This window comes from Bacteroides coprosuis, assembly GCF_020741705.1.
Taxonomy (GTDB): domain Bacteria; phylum Bacteroidota; class Bacteroidia; order Bacteroidales; family Bacteroidaceae; genus Bacteroides_E; species Bacteroides_E coprosuis.
The window spans coordinates 1-18,886 of the sequence record NZ_DYYK01000182.1; the positions used below are offsets into that span (position 1 = coordinate 1).

The 18,886-nt window shown below is 34.4% G+C and carries 14 protein-coding genes; 2 read left to right on the top strand and 12 right to left on the bottom strand.

Going from position 1 to position 18,886, the window contains the following annotated elements:
* The 3 genes from K8V80_RS10930 to K8V80_RS10940 all read right to left on the bottom strand — a co-directional run.
* On the bottom strand, positions 1-807 hold an 807-nt coding region (locus tag K8V80_RS10930), incomplete at its 3' end, for a lysylphosphatidylglycerol synthase domain-containing protein (protein WP_276777983.1).
* 179 nt (positions 808-986) lie between these two features.
* Positions 987-3,296 carry a TonB-dependent receptor gene (locus tag K8V80_RS10935; RefSeq protein ID WP_276777986.1) on the bottom strand — a complete coding sequence of 770 codons (2,310 nt, stop codon included), beginning with the start codon at positions 3,294-3,296 and terminating at the stop codon, positions 987-989.
* A gap of 95 nt (positions 3,297-3,391) precedes the next feature.
* Positions 3,392-3,715 (bottom strand): hypothetical protein, encoded by a 324-nt coding sequence (locus K8V80_RS10940; protein WP_276778006.1) that lies wholly within the window; start codon positions 3,713-3,715, stop codon positions 3,392-3,394.
* A 234-nt stretch (positions 3,716-3,949) separates the two neighbouring features.
* Here K8V80_RS10940 and K8V80_RS10945 point away from each other — a divergent pair, with 234 nt between their 5' ends.
* Both K8V80_RS10945 and K8V80_RS10950 read left to right on the top strand, forming a co-directional pair.
* The gene (locus K8V80_RS10945) at positions 3,950-5,248 is read left to right on the top strand and encodes a Na+/H+ antiporter NhaC family protein (RefSeq protein WP_006744251.1); all 1,299 of its coding nucleotides are present in this window, start codon (positions 3,950-3,952) and stop codon (positions 5,246-5,248) included.
* A gap of 165 nt (positions 5,249-5,413) precedes the next feature.
* Positions 5,414-5,968, top strand: coding sequence for a 30S ribosomal protein S16 (locus K8V80_RS10950; RefSeq protein WP_006744250.1), 555 nt, complete (start codon positions 5,414-5,416; stop codon positions 5,966-5,968).
* Between the two features lie 410 nt (positions 5,969-6,378).
* On the opposite strand, the gene glgP is transcribed toward K8V80_RS10950, so the two are convergent.
* From glgP to K8V80_RS10995, 9 genes are all read right to left on the bottom strand, one after another.
* A complete protein-coding gene (gene glgP / locus K8V80_RS10955; RefSeq protein WP_276777990.1) occupies positions 6,379-8,952 on the bottom strand; it encodes an alpha-glucan family phosphorylase in 2,574 nt (857 codons plus the stop codon).
* Positions 8,953-8,957: 5 nt separating this feature from the next.
* Positions 8,958-10,643, bottom strand: coding sequence for a glycosyltransferase (locus K8V80_RS10960; protein WP_006744248.1), 1,686 nt, complete (start codon positions 10,641-10,643; stop codon positions 8,958-8,960).
* Between the two features lie 213 nt (positions 10,644-10,856).
* Positions 10,857-11,318, bottom strand: coding sequence for a V-type ATP synthase subunit K (locus K8V80_RS10965; protein WP_276777995.1), 462 nt, complete (start codon positions 11,316-11,318; stop codon positions 10,857-10,859).
* 39 nt (positions 11,319-11,357) lie between these two features.
* Positions 11,358-13,166 (bottom strand): V-type ATP synthase subunit I, encoded by a 1,809-nt coding sequence (locus K8V80_RS10970; protein ID WP_006744246.1) that lies wholly within the window; start codon positions 13,164-13,166, stop codon positions 11,358-11,360.
* Positions 13,163-13,774, bottom strand: a complete 612-nt coding sequence (locus K8V80_RS10975) for a V-type ATP synthase subunit D (RefSeq protein ID WP_006744245.1) — start codon at positions 13,772-13,774, stop codon at positions 13,163-13,165. Before K8V80_RS10975 ends, K8V80_RS10970 begins: the two co-directional genes overlap by 4 nt.
* Before the next feature lie 22 nt (positions 13,775-13,796).
* Positions 13,797-15,125, bottom strand: a complete 1,329-nt coding sequence (locus K8V80_RS10980; protein WP_276777998.1) for a V-type ATP synthase subunit B — start codon at positions 15,123-15,125, stop codon at positions 13,797-13,799.
* A 14-nt stretch (positions 15,126-15,139) separates the two neighbouring features.
* Positions 15,140-16,906, bottom strand: a complete 1,767-nt coding sequence (locus K8V80_RS10985) for a V-type ATP synthase subunit A (RefSeq protein ID WP_276778001.1) — start codon at positions 16,904-16,906, stop codon at positions 15,140-15,142.
* Between the two features lie 8 nt (positions 16,907-16,914).
* Positions 16,915-17,760, bottom strand: a complete 846-nt coding sequence (locus K8V80_RS10990) for a DUF2764 family protein (protein WP_006744243.1) — start codon at positions 17,758-17,760, stop codon at positions 16,915-16,917.
* A 26-nt stretch (positions 17,761-17,786) separates the two neighbouring features.
* Entirely contained in the window at positions 17,787-18,386 is a 600-nt protein-coding gene (locus K8V80_RS10995; RefSeq protein ID WP_006744242.1) for a hypothetical protein, read from the bottom strand.
* Between the last annotated feature and the right edge of the window lie 500 nt (positions 18,387-18,886).

The following is an 18,886-nucleotide window of genomic DNA, read 5'->3' on the forward strand; positions in this document are numbered from 1 at the left end:
ATTAGCCATTAATGATGATATAGCCATAATCAAATAAGAAAGAATAAAATTGCTATATCCCATCAATGGAACAATCAATAGCCAAATCTCTACGCATCCTAGAACTCTTGCAGTAAGCTCCAACCCCAGTGCTTTATAAAAGTTTTGAGAATGATTTACATAAACAGTTCGTACTTCATTGTCAATCTTCTCAATTACATCATGGTGACTCTCTTCAAATTTTTTAATGTATTTACCTATCCATGGGATTTTTATTAATAAAAAGGCAAATAATTGAGCCATACCTTTGTGCATCATTTTATGGAACAAGAAAAGAATGATGAGCGTTGTAATAAGCACCACAACCGCCACAATGAGATAACCCCTAGGAGTAGGGTAGAAAAGGAACAAGAACGCTCCTAAAGCCCAAAATAAGAGATGTGAACCTATATGAACGATCACATAAAGCATAGTTGAAGATGTGGCTCGTGCCACACCTACATATTCTTTAAGTTCTAAAATACGATAAGGCTCTCCTCCATTTAGGCCTCCTGGAGTAACATAGTTTAGAGCAAATCCCGATACTGTAAATTTATAAAGTTTATTCCAAGGTACTTTATTCCCGGCAAGACTACTCAGTATTTGTCGCCAGGAACAAGTATTTATAGCATATATCAATATCCACAGTAACAATACAATAGGAAAATAAAAACCCGCTTGTTTTATTAGTGCAAACAAGGAAGATAGAGTCAAGTCAAAGCCAACCATCATAAAAATAATAGCAGCCAGTCCCATTAGAAAAAACAAGTGTCTAATATGTTTATTCATTCTGTTTTATTGTCAATTCTATCAATTTTATTCGGTCTAACCATATCTAAAGATATAAGATTTTTCTAATACGGAGAGCTTTCGTCATAAGGCTTCTTTAATAAATATTGTTTCGCACCTATAAAAAAGACCCTCAACATAAAATGATGAAGGTCTTTTAATTAAACTAATTAAATAACTTAATAGCTAATTTTTACTCCAGCAAAATAACTTCTAGGCATCCCTGGTCCATAGATATAATTAGAATCACGGTCAGCCCCCTTATCAAAGTCTTTTTGATATTCATTAAATAGGTTATCAACACCCATATTTAATTGTAGGGTAACAGCTGTCATCAGCTTGAAATCATAAGCTATTTTAGCTCCTACATCAATAAAACTTCTCGTATGCTCTATTCTATCCTTGTCTATTACACCTTTAAGATGTTGCACATACATAGGTCCAGTATAGGTACCTGATAACGAAATACTCAAAGGTTTTATTGGAGTATAAGTAGCTGTAAGGTAACCATATACGTCTGGAGTTCTAAAGATACGACGTTGTGCAGGTTCTGTTTCACTCCACTTCTCAGCTTTATTATATCTACTTTTTTGCCAGGTCATACCACCTTGTATCTGTAGATAGTTTAAGTAAGCCATTTTCCCCTCCAAGTTCATACCCATAACTTTAGCACCCGAACCATTTCTACGCTCTTTAATTAAAATATTATCACTATTTACTCCTTTATTTTCAAGAACAAAGACATCTGATAGTTTAGTAAAGAAACCTTCTGCCAATAAGTTAAATTGAAATGCTCCTACTCTATGATAAAAATCTACTGAAGTACTTAAACTATGGGATTTCTCTTCTTTAAGGTTAGGGTCTACTTCAATCATAGATACCATACCTCCAACATTATCGACATGAAGATCTTCATCAAAAGTTTGAGGGGCTCTAAAACCAGCAGAGTAGCTCATGCGAATATTGATGTCTTCGGTAGGGTTAAAACGCAAGTTGGCACGTGGACTAAACACAGCATTCTTCAATAGACTATGCTTATCTAAACGACCACCAATTAATATTCCCCATTTATCATTTTTCCATTCATTTTGTAGAAATGCACTTCCAATATTTACTATTTGTTTTGTATAACGTTCATACCCCCATAAGTCATCTTCCAGCCTATCCATATTATACTCTATCCCAGCAGTAAGATCTGACGGCATAAAAAAAGCTTTGTCAAAACTATGAACATATTGCGAACCAGCCATATAGGTTAAATCGGTAGTTTTTCCATACGCATTCATAGGATCTTCTCCAGGACCATAGTAACTATCTCTATTAGTATGCTGTGCTGAGGTAAAAACACTTACTCTATTTTTTTCATCAGGACTAAAATAATCAAACTTTAACCCACCTCCATTAATAGAATGTTGAAGTTGTTCAGCAATATTAGCTTCATGTGGAGGACGATTAAGTTTATCACCTCCTCTACGAAACTCTTCCATATGATGATATTCAAAAGTCAGTTTAGAATATAAACTTGTTTTTAGGTAAGAGCGAAAACCTACAGTTTGATTTTTCAACTTAGGTAATTCAGTAAATCCATCTCCATCGCTATCATAACCCGATCTATATCTATTTTGACCAAAGATATATAGCCCTGCTTTATTATCATCAGTAACTAAAGAAGCATTTAGCTGAGTATTATTATCAAATACAGATGTCCCACCTATACCTGTAAGAGTATGGCTCAGTTGTCCTGAATTTCTTAAAGGCTCTTTGGTAATAATATTTATAGTTCCAGCAATTGCTGACGAACCAAAAAGAGCAGAGCCACCTCCACGCATAACCTCTACTCGCTCAATCATATTTGCAGGTATTTGCTCTAATCCATATACACCAGCTAATGCACTAAATATAGGGCGAGAATCGATTAGTATTTGAGTATAAGGACCATCTAAACCATTTATACGCACTTGCTGAAAACCACAGTTTTGACAGTTGTTTTCAACACGTACACCTGGTTGAAAGTTTAATCCCTGAGATAAAGTAGCAGAGTTTGTGTTTTCAAACAACTTAAAATCGACTACATTTACCAATGTAGGAGCCATTCTTCTTTTTGTTTCACTACGATTGGCAGAAACCACAACACCATCTAGCGCAACCATATCTTCTTCAATCTCAAAATCAATTTCTAGCGTCACTCCTTTTTTAAGTAACACATTCTTTCGAACCGTTTTGTAACCTACGGAGGAAACCTCTAAGACAAATTCTCCTTGTGGCAAATTCTTCAAAAAGTAATGACCAGTGTTGTCTGTTACTGTTCCTACAGTAGTTCCTTTCAATGCGACTGTAATATAGGATAGATGCTCTTTGGTGTTTTTATCTACAACATGACCTACGATATTTGCATCTGAACCTTTCTTCTCTTCAGTTGGTTCAACATTGGCATGCAATGCCCAGCTACATCCTAAAAAAAGAAGTAGCAATAAATATTTAAATTTCATATAATACTATTTTCATGGCTATCAAAATAGCCGTAACCTGTTTTGACTAAACCATAAGGTTAGCCTTAAAATTTTAAGCAAATAAGGATTCCATTTTAGGAGAATAGTTCTGGAGGTGCACGAAGATAAGCCAACCCAAAATAGGGCACATGATATCTGATATCAATAGGCTTAGAGAATAAAGTGACAGAAAAAAGAGGTATAAAAAGTTGGGTAATAGCTACCACAACTAGAGAAGTTGAAACAAAATGATTCAACAAATGCAATAAATCCAGCTCTACAGTAGAGTGACTATGTGGTACATCTTTATTATAAGGGTGAGAGTGAACAATAGTCACCCCATTAATAACATGCGAGTGGGTAAATAGAGTTATTCCTGCTGCATAACTCACAAAGAGAATCAACAGAAAATAACGAATACTATTTTTCACTTTTACCGACACTTATCTTTTCAAACTTTATTAATAGGAAGAAACAATATGATGCAAGAATATGTTCAGAGCTTTCTAAAACAATATTTCATTCTAAAAAAAGAAATTATACCTTTGCTCATTCTTTAATATACAGAGAATACAAACAATTTAAAGAAGAAACTCTATATTCTTAACATTCTACAAATATCACGATTTATATCGTATAATTAATTATACTTCATGAATAATTTTAAAGAGCAGCAACCTCTACCGGGATGGTTAGCACTAAGTCCTTTACTCGTTTTTCTATGCATATACCTTGTTACATCACTTATTGTCAATGACTTCTACAAGGTTCCTATTACTGTAGCCTTCCTGCTTTCATCTGCTTATGCCGTATTGATTACCAAAGGATTACCGATAGAACAAAGATTACTTCAGTTCTCTAAAGGTGCAGCCAATAGGAATATTATGCTGATGATTTGGATTTTTATCCTTGCAGGAGCTTTTGCTGAATGTGCAAAAAGTATGGGTGCAATTGATGCTACTGTAGATCTTACGCTGCATATACTACCCAGTAATTTATTGCTCGCAGGAATATTTATAGCTGCTTGCTTTATATCCTTATCAATAGGCACAAGTGTAGGTACGATTGTTGCCCTAACTCCTGTAGCAGTAGGGTTAGCAGACAAGGTTGATATAGCCTTGCCGTTTATGGTTGCAGTTGTTGTTGGAGGTTCTTTCTTTGGAGATAATTTATCTTTTATCTCAGATACGACGATTGCTTCAACACGAACACAAGAATGCGTAATGCGAGATAAGTTTAAGGTAAACTCAATGATTGTTATTCCTGCAGCTATACTCGTGCTAGCATTATACGTTTATTTAGGACTACCCATAGATGCTCCTATTCAAATCGAAAAGATAGAATGGATTAGAGTAATTCCTTACTTTGTCGTATTAGTAACAGCCCTAGCAGGTGTACATGTTGTACTCGTACTTTCTCTAGGAATTGTTACTTCTGGTTTAATAGGTATTATTTCGGGACAGTTTGATTTTTTTGGATGGTTTGGAGCCATGGGAGATGGAATAATGGGTATGGGCGAGCTTATTATAATTACTCTACTTGCGGGTGGGATGCTTGAGCTTATCCGATTTAATGGAGGGATAGATTATATTATTCACAAACTCACCAAACATATTAACTCTAAAAGAGCTGCAGAGCTAAGCATTGCAGGACTAGTTAGTATTGCTAATCTTTGCACAGCTAATAATACCATTGCTATAATTACTATAGGACCTATCGCCAAAGATATAGCAATTAAATTTGGACTAGATAGACGTAAGAGTGCTAGTATCCTAGATACCTTTTCTTGTTTTATACAGGGATTAATCCCTTATGGTGCACAACTACTTATGGCTGCGGGACTGGCTAATATATCTCCCATAAGTATTGTGGGTTATTTATATTATCCTTTTACGATGGGGATTATTGCTTTACTAGCTATTCTCTTTCGATACCCCAAGAGATACTCCTAAGTTAATCTTCTCCTATAAAGTTGTAAAAGATAGTCTATCAATAGTGTAGCAAACTGACAAAGTAGGTTAAAAGCTTTGTCATTAGAAACAAATCATATATCTTTGCCGCGCTATTACGAGTTAATAGCTTAATTCAAATCATAAATTTTAAAAAACATTTTTTAAATGGCAACAAGAATTAGATTGCAAAGAAATGGTCGTAAAAGCTATGCTTTTTACTCTATTATCATTGCAGACAGCAGAGCACCACGTGATGGTAAATTTATTGAGAAGATTGGTACATATAATCCAAATACCAATCCTGCTACAGTAGATTTGAATTTCGACAGTGCAGTTAAATGGGTTATGAACGGCGCTCAACCTTCTGACACAGTTCGTAACATTCTATCTCGCGAAGGTGTATATATGAAAAAACACCTACTTGGCGGCGTTGCAAAAGGCGCTTTCGGTGAAGCAGAAGCAGAAGCAAAATTCGAAGCTTGGAAAAACAAAAAAACATCTGGTCTAGAAGCTATCAAAGCTAAAGAAGATGCAGCAGAAAAAGCAGCAGAAAAAGCTCGTTTAGATGCTGAAATCAAAGCTAACGAAGAAAAAGCTAAAGCTTTAGCAGAAAAGAAAGCAGCTGAAGAAGCTGAAAAACAAGCAGCAGAAGAAGCAGCTAAAGCTGAGGCTCAAGCAGAAGAAGCAACAGAAGAAACACCTGAAGCTACTGCTGAATAAAAATTAGAACAATACTTATTTCAAACAGATAGAAAAGGCATTACTACGGTAATGCCTTTCTTTTTATACCTTTATCTCTTATACTCTCATTCTGAATTCTGAACGCTCTCCTCTATGCTATCTAAATATTCAATTTTAAAACTTGTATTTTCTATATACAGCAAAAACGTATAGATATACACGATTATTAGACCTTAAAAAAAACTGGATTAAACTAGTACTATATCGGTGTCAAAACTTCACTATGACTAGGTCATGTCATCATCATGTCAGTGTCAAAACATCCTAGTGTGTCTAAAAATCAGAAAATCAAATAAAACTTAGATACACACAAATATTTATACATCTAATAATGCATAAAAAAAGAGAGTCTATCATATGATAAACTCTCTTACTTATATTTATAGAAATCAATTCATTACAGATGAGAACCATCTCACATAACAAAAATCTTGTTTATGAGGTAAGTAAGGATGCTTTGGATACATTCTGTACCCCACCTTAAAGCTGCCAGCATTAGAGATACTAACATTAGCTTGGAATGTATAGAGATCACCCACATTTTGAATTACTTCAAATGGTTTTATCGTATAAATTTCATCAACTCCATTTACGTCAGTAGAAACGACAACACAATCAATACCAATAGCATTGTCAAGACCTTTTTCATCAACGACAAAGCGAATTTCATATTGACGTCCACTTTCCATATTATCCTTCATCAAGTCTTCACTCTTGTCTACAGATACTACTTCTATGCTATCCCATTTATTAATAACCTGCTGTTTCCACGCTACAAGTTCTTTAGTCTTAGCATAATTATCTTCAGACAACATCTTAAAACGATCTGCTAACCTATGATAAAACTTAGCATAATAATCATCAAGCATTCTCTTCATTGTATAATGAGGCGCTATTTGAGCGATAGAATTACGGATGTATTGAATCCACTCTGGTGAATAACCTTTTTCATTATCAGCATAATAAAGAGGTATAATTTCATTTTCAAGAGTAGAATAGATAGTTGCAGCATCTAATTGATCTTGATGATCTTGATTTTCATACGTTCTCTTATCAGTAAGTGCCCAACCAGCTTTCTCACGATAACCTTCGTACCACCAACCATCAAGAACAGAAAAATTGAGCACACCATTCATTAGAGCTTTTTCTCCCGAAGTTCCCGAAGCCTCTAGCGGACGTGTGGGGGTATTTAACCAGATATCAACACCAGACACTAAACGGCGCGCCAACAACATATCATAGTTTTCTAAGAAAATAATTTTACCCAAGAATTCCGGACGATTTGCTATTTCAAAAATTCGCTTAATTAATCCTTGTCCAGCTCCATCATTTGGGTGAGCTTTACCAGTAAATAGGAACTGTACTGGATGCTCCTCATCATTTACAATCTTAGAAAGTCTATCTAAATCCATAAATAACAAGTGAGCTCTCTTATAAGTAGCAAACCTACGGCCAAAACCAATTAAAAGTGCATCAGGATTTATTTTTTCTACTAAAGAAACTATACGTGAAGGATCTCCTTGATTATTTAGCCAAGCTTCACTAAATCTTTCCTTTATATAATCTGTCAATTTTTGCTTACTAAATTGACGAGTTTCCCAAATTTCTTCATCGGATACATTATAAATAGCCTCCCAAATCTTTTCGTTGGACTGATCTTTCATAAATGAAGGATCAAAGTATTTATTATAAAACTCTTTCCATTTAGACGAGCACCAAGTAGGAAAGTGGACTCCATTAGTAACATATCCTACATGATTTTCTTCGGGGAAATAACCTTTCCATAAGCCGGCAAACATATGTTGAGATACAGCTCCATGAAGCTTACTAACGCCATTAATTTCTTGACAAGTTTTGCAAGCAAAGGTAGACATGCAGAATCTTTCATTTTTATCTCCAGGATTGGTACGACCTAAGTTCATTAGATCATCCCATGATATACCCATTTTTTCAGGATATCCACTCATATATTTACCAAACAACCCTTCATCGAAGTAATCATGCCCTGCAGGAACAGGAGTATGCACGGTGTATAAGGATGAGGCTTTAACTAGTTCTAAAGCTTCATCAAAACTAAATCCTTTTGCAACATAATCACTAATACGTTTAACATTGATTAGAGCTGCATGCCCCTCATTACAATGGTAGATATCTTTTTCAATTCCTAGTGCCTGAAGAGTCAATATACCTCCAATACCTAGTAAAATTTCTTGCTTCAAACGATTTTCCCAATCACCTCCATAAAGTTGATGAGTTATAGGACGATCGTATTGACTATTCATTTCATTATCTGTGTCAAGTAGATATAATGGTATTCTACCTACATTTACTCTCCACAAATAAGCATATACAGTATAATCTAAGTAAGGAACCTCAATAATAACTGGTTCACCTACATCATTAAGGACTCTTTCGAGAGGAAGTGTTCCAAAATTTTGAGCCTCATAATTAGCTACTTGTTGACCATCCATAGTCAATGTTTGAGTAAAGTATCCATAACGATATAAAAATCCTATGGCACACATATCCACATTACTATCTGATGCTTCTTTTAAATAGTCTCCAGCCAAGACTCCTAAGCCACCTGAATATATCTTTAATACACTATTAAGTCCATACTCCATACTAAAATAAGCAACTGAAGGTCTGGTTTTATCATGCTCTACATCTATATATTCTCTAAACTTATTGTATATCTCATTTACTTCACTTATTACTTTTGGATCATTAGCCAAAGCCTTCAAAGAGTCATAACTCATACGCTCTAAAAGTAATACTGGGTTTTGTTCTACTTCTAACCAAAGCTCTGGATCTAATGATTCAAAAAGATCCACAGCTTCATTATTCCACGACCACCAAATATTACGAGCTAATTCAGATAGTTTTGATAACTCCTGAGGAATGTCAGACTTGACATTCACCAACTTCCAATTCGGGCTATTAGCTTGATTTGATTGTATCATATTTTTTATGATTTAGATTGTTCTTTTACTCTTATATCCTTATTACGAAGTGCTACAGCATAGGCATCATAATAAGATGTGATGAAATTACTCCACAAAGCTTTTTCAGATAATTGGCAAGCTCTGTTTCGTATTCTATTGATTTCTTTCTTATTTAATGTGCTATAGTCACATACAACCTTAGCTACATTTTCTACCATTTCTGAGTAGTTTTGATCTGTTCTTTTTAAAACTTCTACTCCATCAGTAATTCCTCTATTGAAATAGTCCATACCCTCTACCCAACGTCCAAATCCTGACAGATTAGTGGTAACAGTAGGTATCTTGAAAGCTATACTTTCTAAGGGAGTATATCCCCATGGTTCATAGTAAGATGGATAAATAGTAAGATCTTGACCAATAAGCAAATCATAGTATTCCATATTAAACACACCATCTTTACCGTCTAAGTAGCAGGGTACAAATATGAGTTTAACTTTATTTTCTTTCGCATTTTTCATTCCTCTATCACGCATCATCGAAACAATCTGATCACTCTCCATTTGGTGCAACCAGTGTGTTATATAAGGGAATTCTAACGAAGTGGTTTCTTGCTTATCGCCATTCTGTTTCAGTCGATAGAGCAAATCTTGACGTGCTTCTCCTACCCATCCAGGAACAAAGATAAAAGCTAGAATATCTTTATCTAAGCATGAATTAGTCTTAGACAAATCATTCATCGCGTCGATAAATACATCTAATCCTTTATTCTTCAACTCATAGCGTCCGCTCGTACCTACGATAAGGGTATCGTCATTGAAAGCAATTCCTAAAATCTTTTGAGCTATTTCAATTAACTTTTTACGAGCAGTATTTCTTGCAGATGTAAATTGTCCTCCTTTGGGTACAAAATCATTTTCAAATCCATTGGGCAATACTACATCTACTTTTTTATCAAGTAGTTGTTCAGCCTCTAAAGCTGTAATCTGGCTCACTGTTGTAAAGCAATCGGCATTGTGAGCTATTGCTTTTTCTACAGAGTGCTTAGCCTGTACGTTAAGTTCATTGGCCATTTGATCTCCAAAGTATCCGGGTAAGTAATCATAAAGAGGTTTGTAATTACTAGCTATTGAGCGACCTACCGAAGTAGCATGAGTTGTAAAAATAGTCGCTATCTCGGGCTTTGCTACTTTTAAATATAAAGCACCCATACCTGTCATCCATTCATGAGCTTGATATACTACATCTTTACCATCTAGCTTATTAAATTCATAAAAAGATTTGGCTACTTTACCTGCAGCATAAGAAAACATGGATGATTCATTGTAATCTCCATATTCACGAATTGAATCTACGCCAAAATGTTCCCACATAAAAGCATAAATATCATTCTTAAATTCATAAAAAGGAGTGAAATCAACAAGGATGACTATTGGGTTACTAGGAATATTCCACCTACCTACTCGAACAGAAAGCAACTTATCTTTTTGTAAGCTATCAGTCCACTCTTTAAATAAGTGTTTATCTTCTTTGAAAAGTTTATTAGTCTTGTTTTTCCATAAATCGGGACCAATAAAAATTAAATTATCCTTTAATACCTTGTAGAGAGTTTTAGCCTTAGTAGATAGAACTGTATAAATTCCACCAACCTTGTTACAGACTTCCCAACTAACTTCAAATAGTATTTCAGGCTTCTTGTTGTTTTTTTTCATAATTGGTTGGTTGTTTTGTAGATTATCCTAAACAAAAATAAAATTTAATCCGATAATTAAGCATTAAATACGCTATATATCTTTAAAATAGATAAATACCGCTAGTAATATAACAAATCATCATTGCATTTAGATTACAATAAAGTGATATTATATAAAAAAAAGGTTGACAGAATTTCTGTCAACCTTTTTCTATATGAATTAATGATTTTATTATGCAACAGCACCACCAATTAAGAATACAGCAGCAAGAGCTACAATAGCATAAAGCTCTGGGAATACAGCTAAAATAAGAGTATTACCAAACACTTTGTGACCTTGACCTATTGCTGCAATACCATTAGCACAAATTTGACCTTGACGAATAGCTGATAATAATCCGACTAAACCCATGGTTAAACCTGCACCCAAAACAGCTGCCGCTTGAAATGTCGTAATATCAGGAGACAATACATTGAAAATCTTTTCAAACATAAAGTAACCAGCAAAACCATACAGCCCTTGTGTACCAGGAAGAGCTGTCAATACAAGAAAGTTACCAAAAGCACTGTCGTCTTTTTTTAATGCACCAATAGCAGCATTACCTGCAATGGTTACACCATAAGCACTCCCGATTCCTGATAAAGAGAGCATTAAAGTTATGCCCAAATAAGCAATTAACAAATTAAATTCCATAATTGATTCTATTTTTTTATTGTTTGTATTACACGTTAATTATTTAATATTTTTAAAAGGTCTGTACTCTTGTCCACCACCTTCATAGCCTGAGTTTTTGAAGAATTCAACAAACGTCAAACGCATAGGGTGAACCATCGCTCCAAGTACATTCATAAATATATTGATAGCATGACCAACCACAAAGATTAGCACCATTACTATTGGTCCAAATATTATATTGTCGGGGCTCATTCCTTCAGCTAAGCTATTAAATACACTAGCTAATATTCCTCCAGATAAACCCAATGCAAATAATCGGACATAAGATAAAATATCTCCTAAAAGACCAGTAGCCATATTGTATGTATCCCAGAATCCTAATCCGATATTTACAAAAATATTCTTATCAGGACTATTGAATAGAAATATGAATACTCCACAGATACCTGACACAATTAGGTGTGGTAAGCTTCCTATTTCTCCTAAAGCAGGGAATCCTGCTAATAAGAAAGTATAGCTTAAGAATACCACCCAACCTATTGTACCCATAGCATATTTAAAGCCAAATTGGATAGCTTCATTAACAGCCTTAAGGATCATTCCAAATAATATTTGTATTACCCCTAATATTAATGCTAAAGCAAACATTTGGTTGTTATCTAAAAACACTATTGATTTTAGCTTCTGCACAAATGGATAGTCTAAATCGTATAAGCTCACACCAAAGAAACCACCTGTCAATAATCCACAAAAGAACGTTGATGCTCCCAAGACTTGAATCAAAGACATGATAGGCTTCATTGTCGAACTTATGTTTTTAGCAAACATCTTATAAAGTGTAGCTCCTAACAGCAAGAATAGTCCATACCCAGAATCACCAAGACAAAGACCAAAAAATATCATAAAGAAAGGAGCAAAATAAGGTGTTAAATCCAACTCATTATACTTAGGTAGCATATAGAGTTTAACGATAGGTTCAAACCATGCAAATAGCCCTTTATTCGCTAAACGAATAGGAACATTATCTCCAGGTTTTGGATCGGATATATCATAATATGCATTCGTTTTGTCAAGTTCTTTTGTCAAACTTTCAGCTTCGGCTTTAGGGATCCATCCCTGCAAAACCATTAGTTTATCTTCAACCGAAGATTGAGTATTTAAAACAACTTTTGAAAATTCAATGCTACTTTGTATCTCTTTTAAATATTTATTTAAGCTTACTATGCCCGTTTTAGCTATTTCAGCAATTTCTTCTTCTATAGCCATTGCTGTATCTCGGGCTTTACAATAAGCCTCATTTACAGTACTCAATGAATAAGGAGGTAGTTTTACTATTTCTGCATTCAAATACAATTGCTCCCCTGGAGGAGTTAATGTAATAAAGTGAACTTTAGAACCCACTTTACTTATCACAACTGCATTATACTTTTCAATCCATTCTTCATTAAAGTTACTTTCTATACAGATAAAAAAGTTTATTTCTAAGTTTGCACTTTTTAGTTTTTGTATATCTTCAGGTTCAAAGTTGCCCCATGGAGAAAGCGTTTCCATCAATTTATCTTGATTAACGGCTTCTTGTCTTAGGTCTAACAACTTTTTTTCTAGATTTTCTAACTTCTGTAAAACTTCTGCTCCATGCAAGTCTGTTTGTTTCTTAGCTGGCTCAACGCCTAAACGACTTAATCTCTTAATAGCATCAGTAATACGTCTTGATAAAGAAAGCTTTTCATGTAATTCTGGATCATCAACTTTTCCTCTTTCTAACTCTTCAATATGAACAACTCCAGCATCACGAAGGGATTGTAGAAATGCTTCATATTCCTTATAATAAACTAAGAATGTTAGCTTTTTCATTTTGGTAATCATACTTCAGCATCCTCCTTTCTTCGTTTTTCTTGAATTGATTTCAGAATCTTCTGTGAAGATTTTGAAAGATTTTCCTCATCCTCCATAAAGCGTTTTATTTTTAATAAAGCATCCTCATACCCTGGAATCTGCACCTTCTCAAAGAGGTTTACTTTTTGAGTTGTCTTCTTACGTGCATGCTCTAATAAATTCAACTTAGCCAACACAAACTCTTGCTCAATAGCTGCTTGTGCAAGTTCTTTTAATAATTGAATTCCATCAAAGTACCATTTGGGTGCATTAAAAAAGCTATAAGGACGTATTTCAAAGTCAACATGCTCAAGCAAAGGAATTCGAACTCCTGCTATCTTTTTAACTCCTAAATGAACATCCTTTACACTTATCAATGAACCATCAAATTCTTTCCAAAGTGCGAACATGGCCTCATAATTCTGAATCTGCTGTTCTAACTCAACCGCGAGTTTCTTAGCTTCTTCTTTACAACGCTTCACCTCCATACGTAATGCACTCTCCTTACTTTTTATAATAGGGAGTGTACGTTGACGCATTCGGAGTTGTTTCTCCAATTGCTGATATGAGGTTTTATTGTATTGAAATTTTATAGCCATCTCGTATTAAATTTAAAGTAAATTATTCCTTGCTCTCTTTCCAGAACTCTTCCACTAAGTCGTGACGAATATTCACTTCTTCAGGACGGAAATATTTACCAAATAAGGTCCAAGCTTCATCTAGCATCTCAGTTGTATTTAAGTTAACATCAATAGCTAGAAGATTTTCAGAATACTCATCTGCAAAAGAAATAGTACGCTCATCATAGTTTGTTAAATCAAAACCATTTTCACGTTTTGTTTTTGCATTAGAAGCATCTGCATATAGTCTAACAGCTGCATTCATCACTTGTGGATGATCTTTTCTTGTCTTCTTACCAATCACTAACTGTTTCAGACGAGAAAGAGAGCGGAATGGGTCAACAATAACTTTACCCACATCACTATCTCTACGCAGAAACAACTGTCCTTCAGTAATATAACCAGTATTATCTGGCACAGCATGTGTAATATCACCACCAGAAAGAGTAGTTACAGCAATAATAGTAATAGACCCACCAGAAGGGAATTGTACTGCCTTCTCATAAATTTTAGCTAAATCAGAATATAGAGATCCAGGCATTGAATCTTTAGAAGGAATCTGGTCCATACGGTTTGACACAATAGCCAAAGCATCTGCATAGGAAGTCATATCTGTTAGCAATACCAGTACTCTCTCATCTTTTTTAACTGCAAAATACTCAGCAGATGTTAAAGCCATATCTGGAATCAGCAAGCGTTCTACAGCTGGATCTTCAGTTGTATTCATAAAACACACAATACGATCTAAAGCACCAGCGTTTGAGAATACATGCTTAAAGTATAGGTAGTCATCATTAGTCATCCCCATACCTCCCAAAATAATTTTATCTGTTTCAGCTCTTAGAGCTACATTAGCCATAACCTCGTTGAAAGGTTGATCGGGGTCAGCAAAGAAAGGAATCTTTTGACCAGAAACTAATGTGTTATTTAAGTCAATACCAGCAATACCTGTTGCAATTAATTCAGAAGGCTGCTTACGACGAACAGGATTCACTGAAGGTCCACCTATTTCAACTTCAGTACCTTCAATCTCTGGACCACCATCAATAGGATCCCCAAAGGCATTGAAGAAGCGTCCAGCCAATTGATCACTCACTTTGATTGTTGGAGCTTTACCCATAAAAACTACTTCAGCATTACTAGGTATACCTTCTGTTCCCTCAAATATCTGTAAGGTCACTTCATCACCCATGATTTTAACAACCTGAGCCAGCTTACCATTAACTGTAGCTAATTCGTCAAAGCCTACTCCTGTAGCCTTCAACGAACAAGTAGCCTTGGTTATTTGAGTAATTTTAGTATATATTTTTTGAAAAGCTTTTGTTGCCATCTTTATATCTTAGTTTACTTATGTTCTGCTACTTTACGTTCAGCAATTAATTCTTCTAACTCTTTTTGGAATTTATAGTAATCATCTGATTTAAACTTAGCATAATTCATTTGCTTACATATATTAATCATACGTTTAAAATAATCCATCACTTCAGAGAATGTATCAAAGTTGAATTCTGTATGACATATATCTATAATCATATCCAAAATAGACTCTTGACGTTCTAGCGAAGTCACAGCATCAACCTCATCAAAAGCATCTTGCTGAAGAATCACGAAGTCTATAAGTTCAGATTTCCAGAAAACTACATGATATTCAGCAGGCACTCCATCATCACCAAGGATATTAATTTGCTCTGAAATTTCTTTTCCTCGCTGCAAACGATTCTTTATTTCATCAACCTTACCGATCCATTTATCATTGATTTTTTTCGAAATATATTTTCGGAATTCTGGATACTCTATATATTTAGAATAAGAATCAATGGGATTTACTGCTGGATAACGTTTTCTATCTGCTCTTTCTTGCTCTAAAGCATAAAAGCAACGTGCTACTTTTTTCGTATTCTCTGTAACGGGTTCTTTTAAGTTACCCCCTGCTGGAGATACAGTACCTATAAAGGTTATGGAACCTGTCTTTCCATTTTTAAGAGTTACATAACCTGCACGCCCATAAAAGTTTGATATAATTGCAGAAATATCCATAGGGAATGCATCAGGTCCAGGCAGTTCTTCCATACGGTTAGACATTTCACGTAATGCCTGAGCCCAGCGAGAAGTAGAGTCTGCCATTAATAACACTTTCAAACCCATTGCTCTATAGTATTCAGCAATTGTCATAGCAGTATATACAGATGCTTCACGAGCAGCTACTGGCATATTTGAAGTATTCGCAATAATAATGGTACGCTCCATCAATTGACGTCCTGTATGAGGATCAATCAACTCTGGAAACTCAGTAAAGATTTCAACTACTTCATTTGCACGCTCACCACAAGCTGCAATAATTACAATATCAGCTTCAGCTTGTTTGGAGATAGCATGTTGAAGCACTGTTTTACCGGTACCAAATGGACCAGGAATAAATCCTGTACCACCTTCCACTATAGGATTTAGTGTATCGATAACACGAACTCCTGTTTCTAGAATCTTAAATGGTCTTGGTTTTTCATCGTAATTTAGCATAGGGATCTTTACTGGCCAACGTTGTATCATACTTACATTAACCTCATCACCTGCTTCATTAGTTAATACTGCTATTATCTTATCAATTTTATATTGACCTTCCGAAACAATTGATTTTACTTTATATTCACCTTCTAACCTGAAGGGAGCCATAATCTTTAATCTTTGGAAGTTTTCTAATACTTCACCTAACCATGATGCAGCAATTACTGTATCACCTACTTTAGCTAAAGGTTTAAATTCCCATAAACTCTCTTTATCTAAAGGATAGGTATACTGACCTCTCTTAAGGAATATTCCATCCATCTTATCAAGATCATTTTGTAATCCATCATAATTCTTTGAAAGCATGCCAGGTCCCAAAGTAACCTCTAGCATATGACCTGTAAATTCAGCAGGAGCACCAATTTTCAGACCTCGAGTACTCTCAAAGACCTGAACATAAGCATTGGAACCTTCCACTTTAATTACTTCGGCCATTAATCTATCGTTACCAGTGGTAATATAGCAAATCTCATTTTGAGCAACAGGGCCATCAACAACGATGGTTACCATATTGGCTATAATCCCATTAACAGTTCCTTTTGTCGCCATATATTTTATTATTTATTTTGTCTAAATTCTGCAGGAATTTGAACTTCATTTTGTAATGAGCTTATTATTTCTCTAAAATATTTATTACCCTCATCTTTATCTAGAGATAACCATCTCTCAATCATCTCAACTTGAAGAAGAAATACAAATATTCTTTCAATAGTAAAATAATTGAAGAAAGTATTCTCTTCCATCCATTTCCACCTCATTTGATCAATACGTTTTTCACGCTGTACTAAATCTTCCTCATCACTTAATCGTATCAATGAATTGAGATAATCAAGAACAGTAGATAATCCAAAATCACGTGCACTAGAGTTTCTTATCTGTTTAGATATGCTATCAGAGCCTAATATATGATCTTGGTATTTGATTTGATGCTTACGACCAGCTAGAGCAATTAATAAGTTGTTTATAATTTGATTGTATTCAAACCAACTTTTCACAAATTCATTTGAACTTTGCGTTGCATATTCATAATACATACCTGTCAAAACATCTTCAAGTAGTACTTGGTCTTCGTATTTCTCTGCGAAATAATTATCTAGGAAGGTAATTAAATAAGGAACGTAACCTTTAGCTTTCTCTTCACCAAACTTTACTGTATCGATAAGAGATAAAAGCTCATTTTTAGTGTATAACCCTAACTGAAGTAATTCTGCACTTTTATCCTTTAAAAGTATTAAGAGATTTTTGTTGTCAAACTTTAAATATAAAAGATCAACAATCTCTCTGTCATTCTTTGATAACTCAGGATATAATTCTTCTCGAAAACTAGCCATTGTATAATTTAGCTTATTGTCTTCGAGAGAAAGTTCAGGTAATCCAGCAATTAGATAATAGTATTTACTCATAGTTACTCATTTAATTCAATGAATTATTATTTGTCACCAAAAAGCATTGCTATTAATTTGGGACGTAAAAATGATTTGAAGTAACTAATAAATTCATCATCACCAAAATCTATTTTATAAGAAGCATCTTTAGGAGATATAGAGAAGTGAGTCTTCAATCCATTAACTTGTTTAATTGACACACCCTTATCTAAAAGTTGTTTAGCATGAACACTAAAATAATCTGTCAATGCCTTTTCATCGGCAGTAGAAATAATGATATCTTCTTGTGTTGACCATTTCTCAGCCAACTTTAGCATAAATTCATTGAGAAAATCTTTATTCACAGTAGTAGTCTTCACAGCATCAGATACAACTTCATCCAATAATAGATTTGTAACTTCAGACTTTAAAGCATTTACAGATTGATCTGCGAACAATTTAAGTTCAGATTTTGTATTCTCAATCAACTCCTCAGACTTGCGCTCAGAGTCTTTCATAATTGAGTCAGCCTTTTCCGACGCTTCATCAATTATTTTTTTGGCCTTTTTCTGAGCTTCTTGGAGTAAACTATCAGCTTGTGTATTCGCCTTTTCAACACCTTCACGATAGATTTTATCCGTTAACTCTTGAATTTTGTTTTCCATATGTTAGAGACTATATAATATTTATATATATTTTTTCAATCGGTTCCTCAAATTTAATAAATATAAACATTCCACAAAGCTTTATTACAATAAAACTTATGCAACTAGGACTAATAGTATAATAAAATCACTGCTTCGCACTAACTTAAGAATATAAAGCAGATAAACCAAGAAAGAAGACTAAATGATATGTGGCAGTAGGAAGCTAGAAAGCGTGTAGTTAAGAGAAAAACAGGTCTAAACTATTATCAATAAGTTCAAAATGAAAAAATTCATTCTCTGCACAAAAGTTAATAGAATTTATCGATTTGAAGATAGATAGATACTAATATCAATATAACCTATAGATAAGTTCTTATTCATCATAACACAAAGATATCTATTTTTATGAAATCTCTAAGAATACAAGCGAACATCCATAGTTACCCCTCTAAATGGTATCAACAAAAAAAGCCTCTAAAGATTACTCTTCAGAGGCTTTCTGTAAAACGGCGACTACC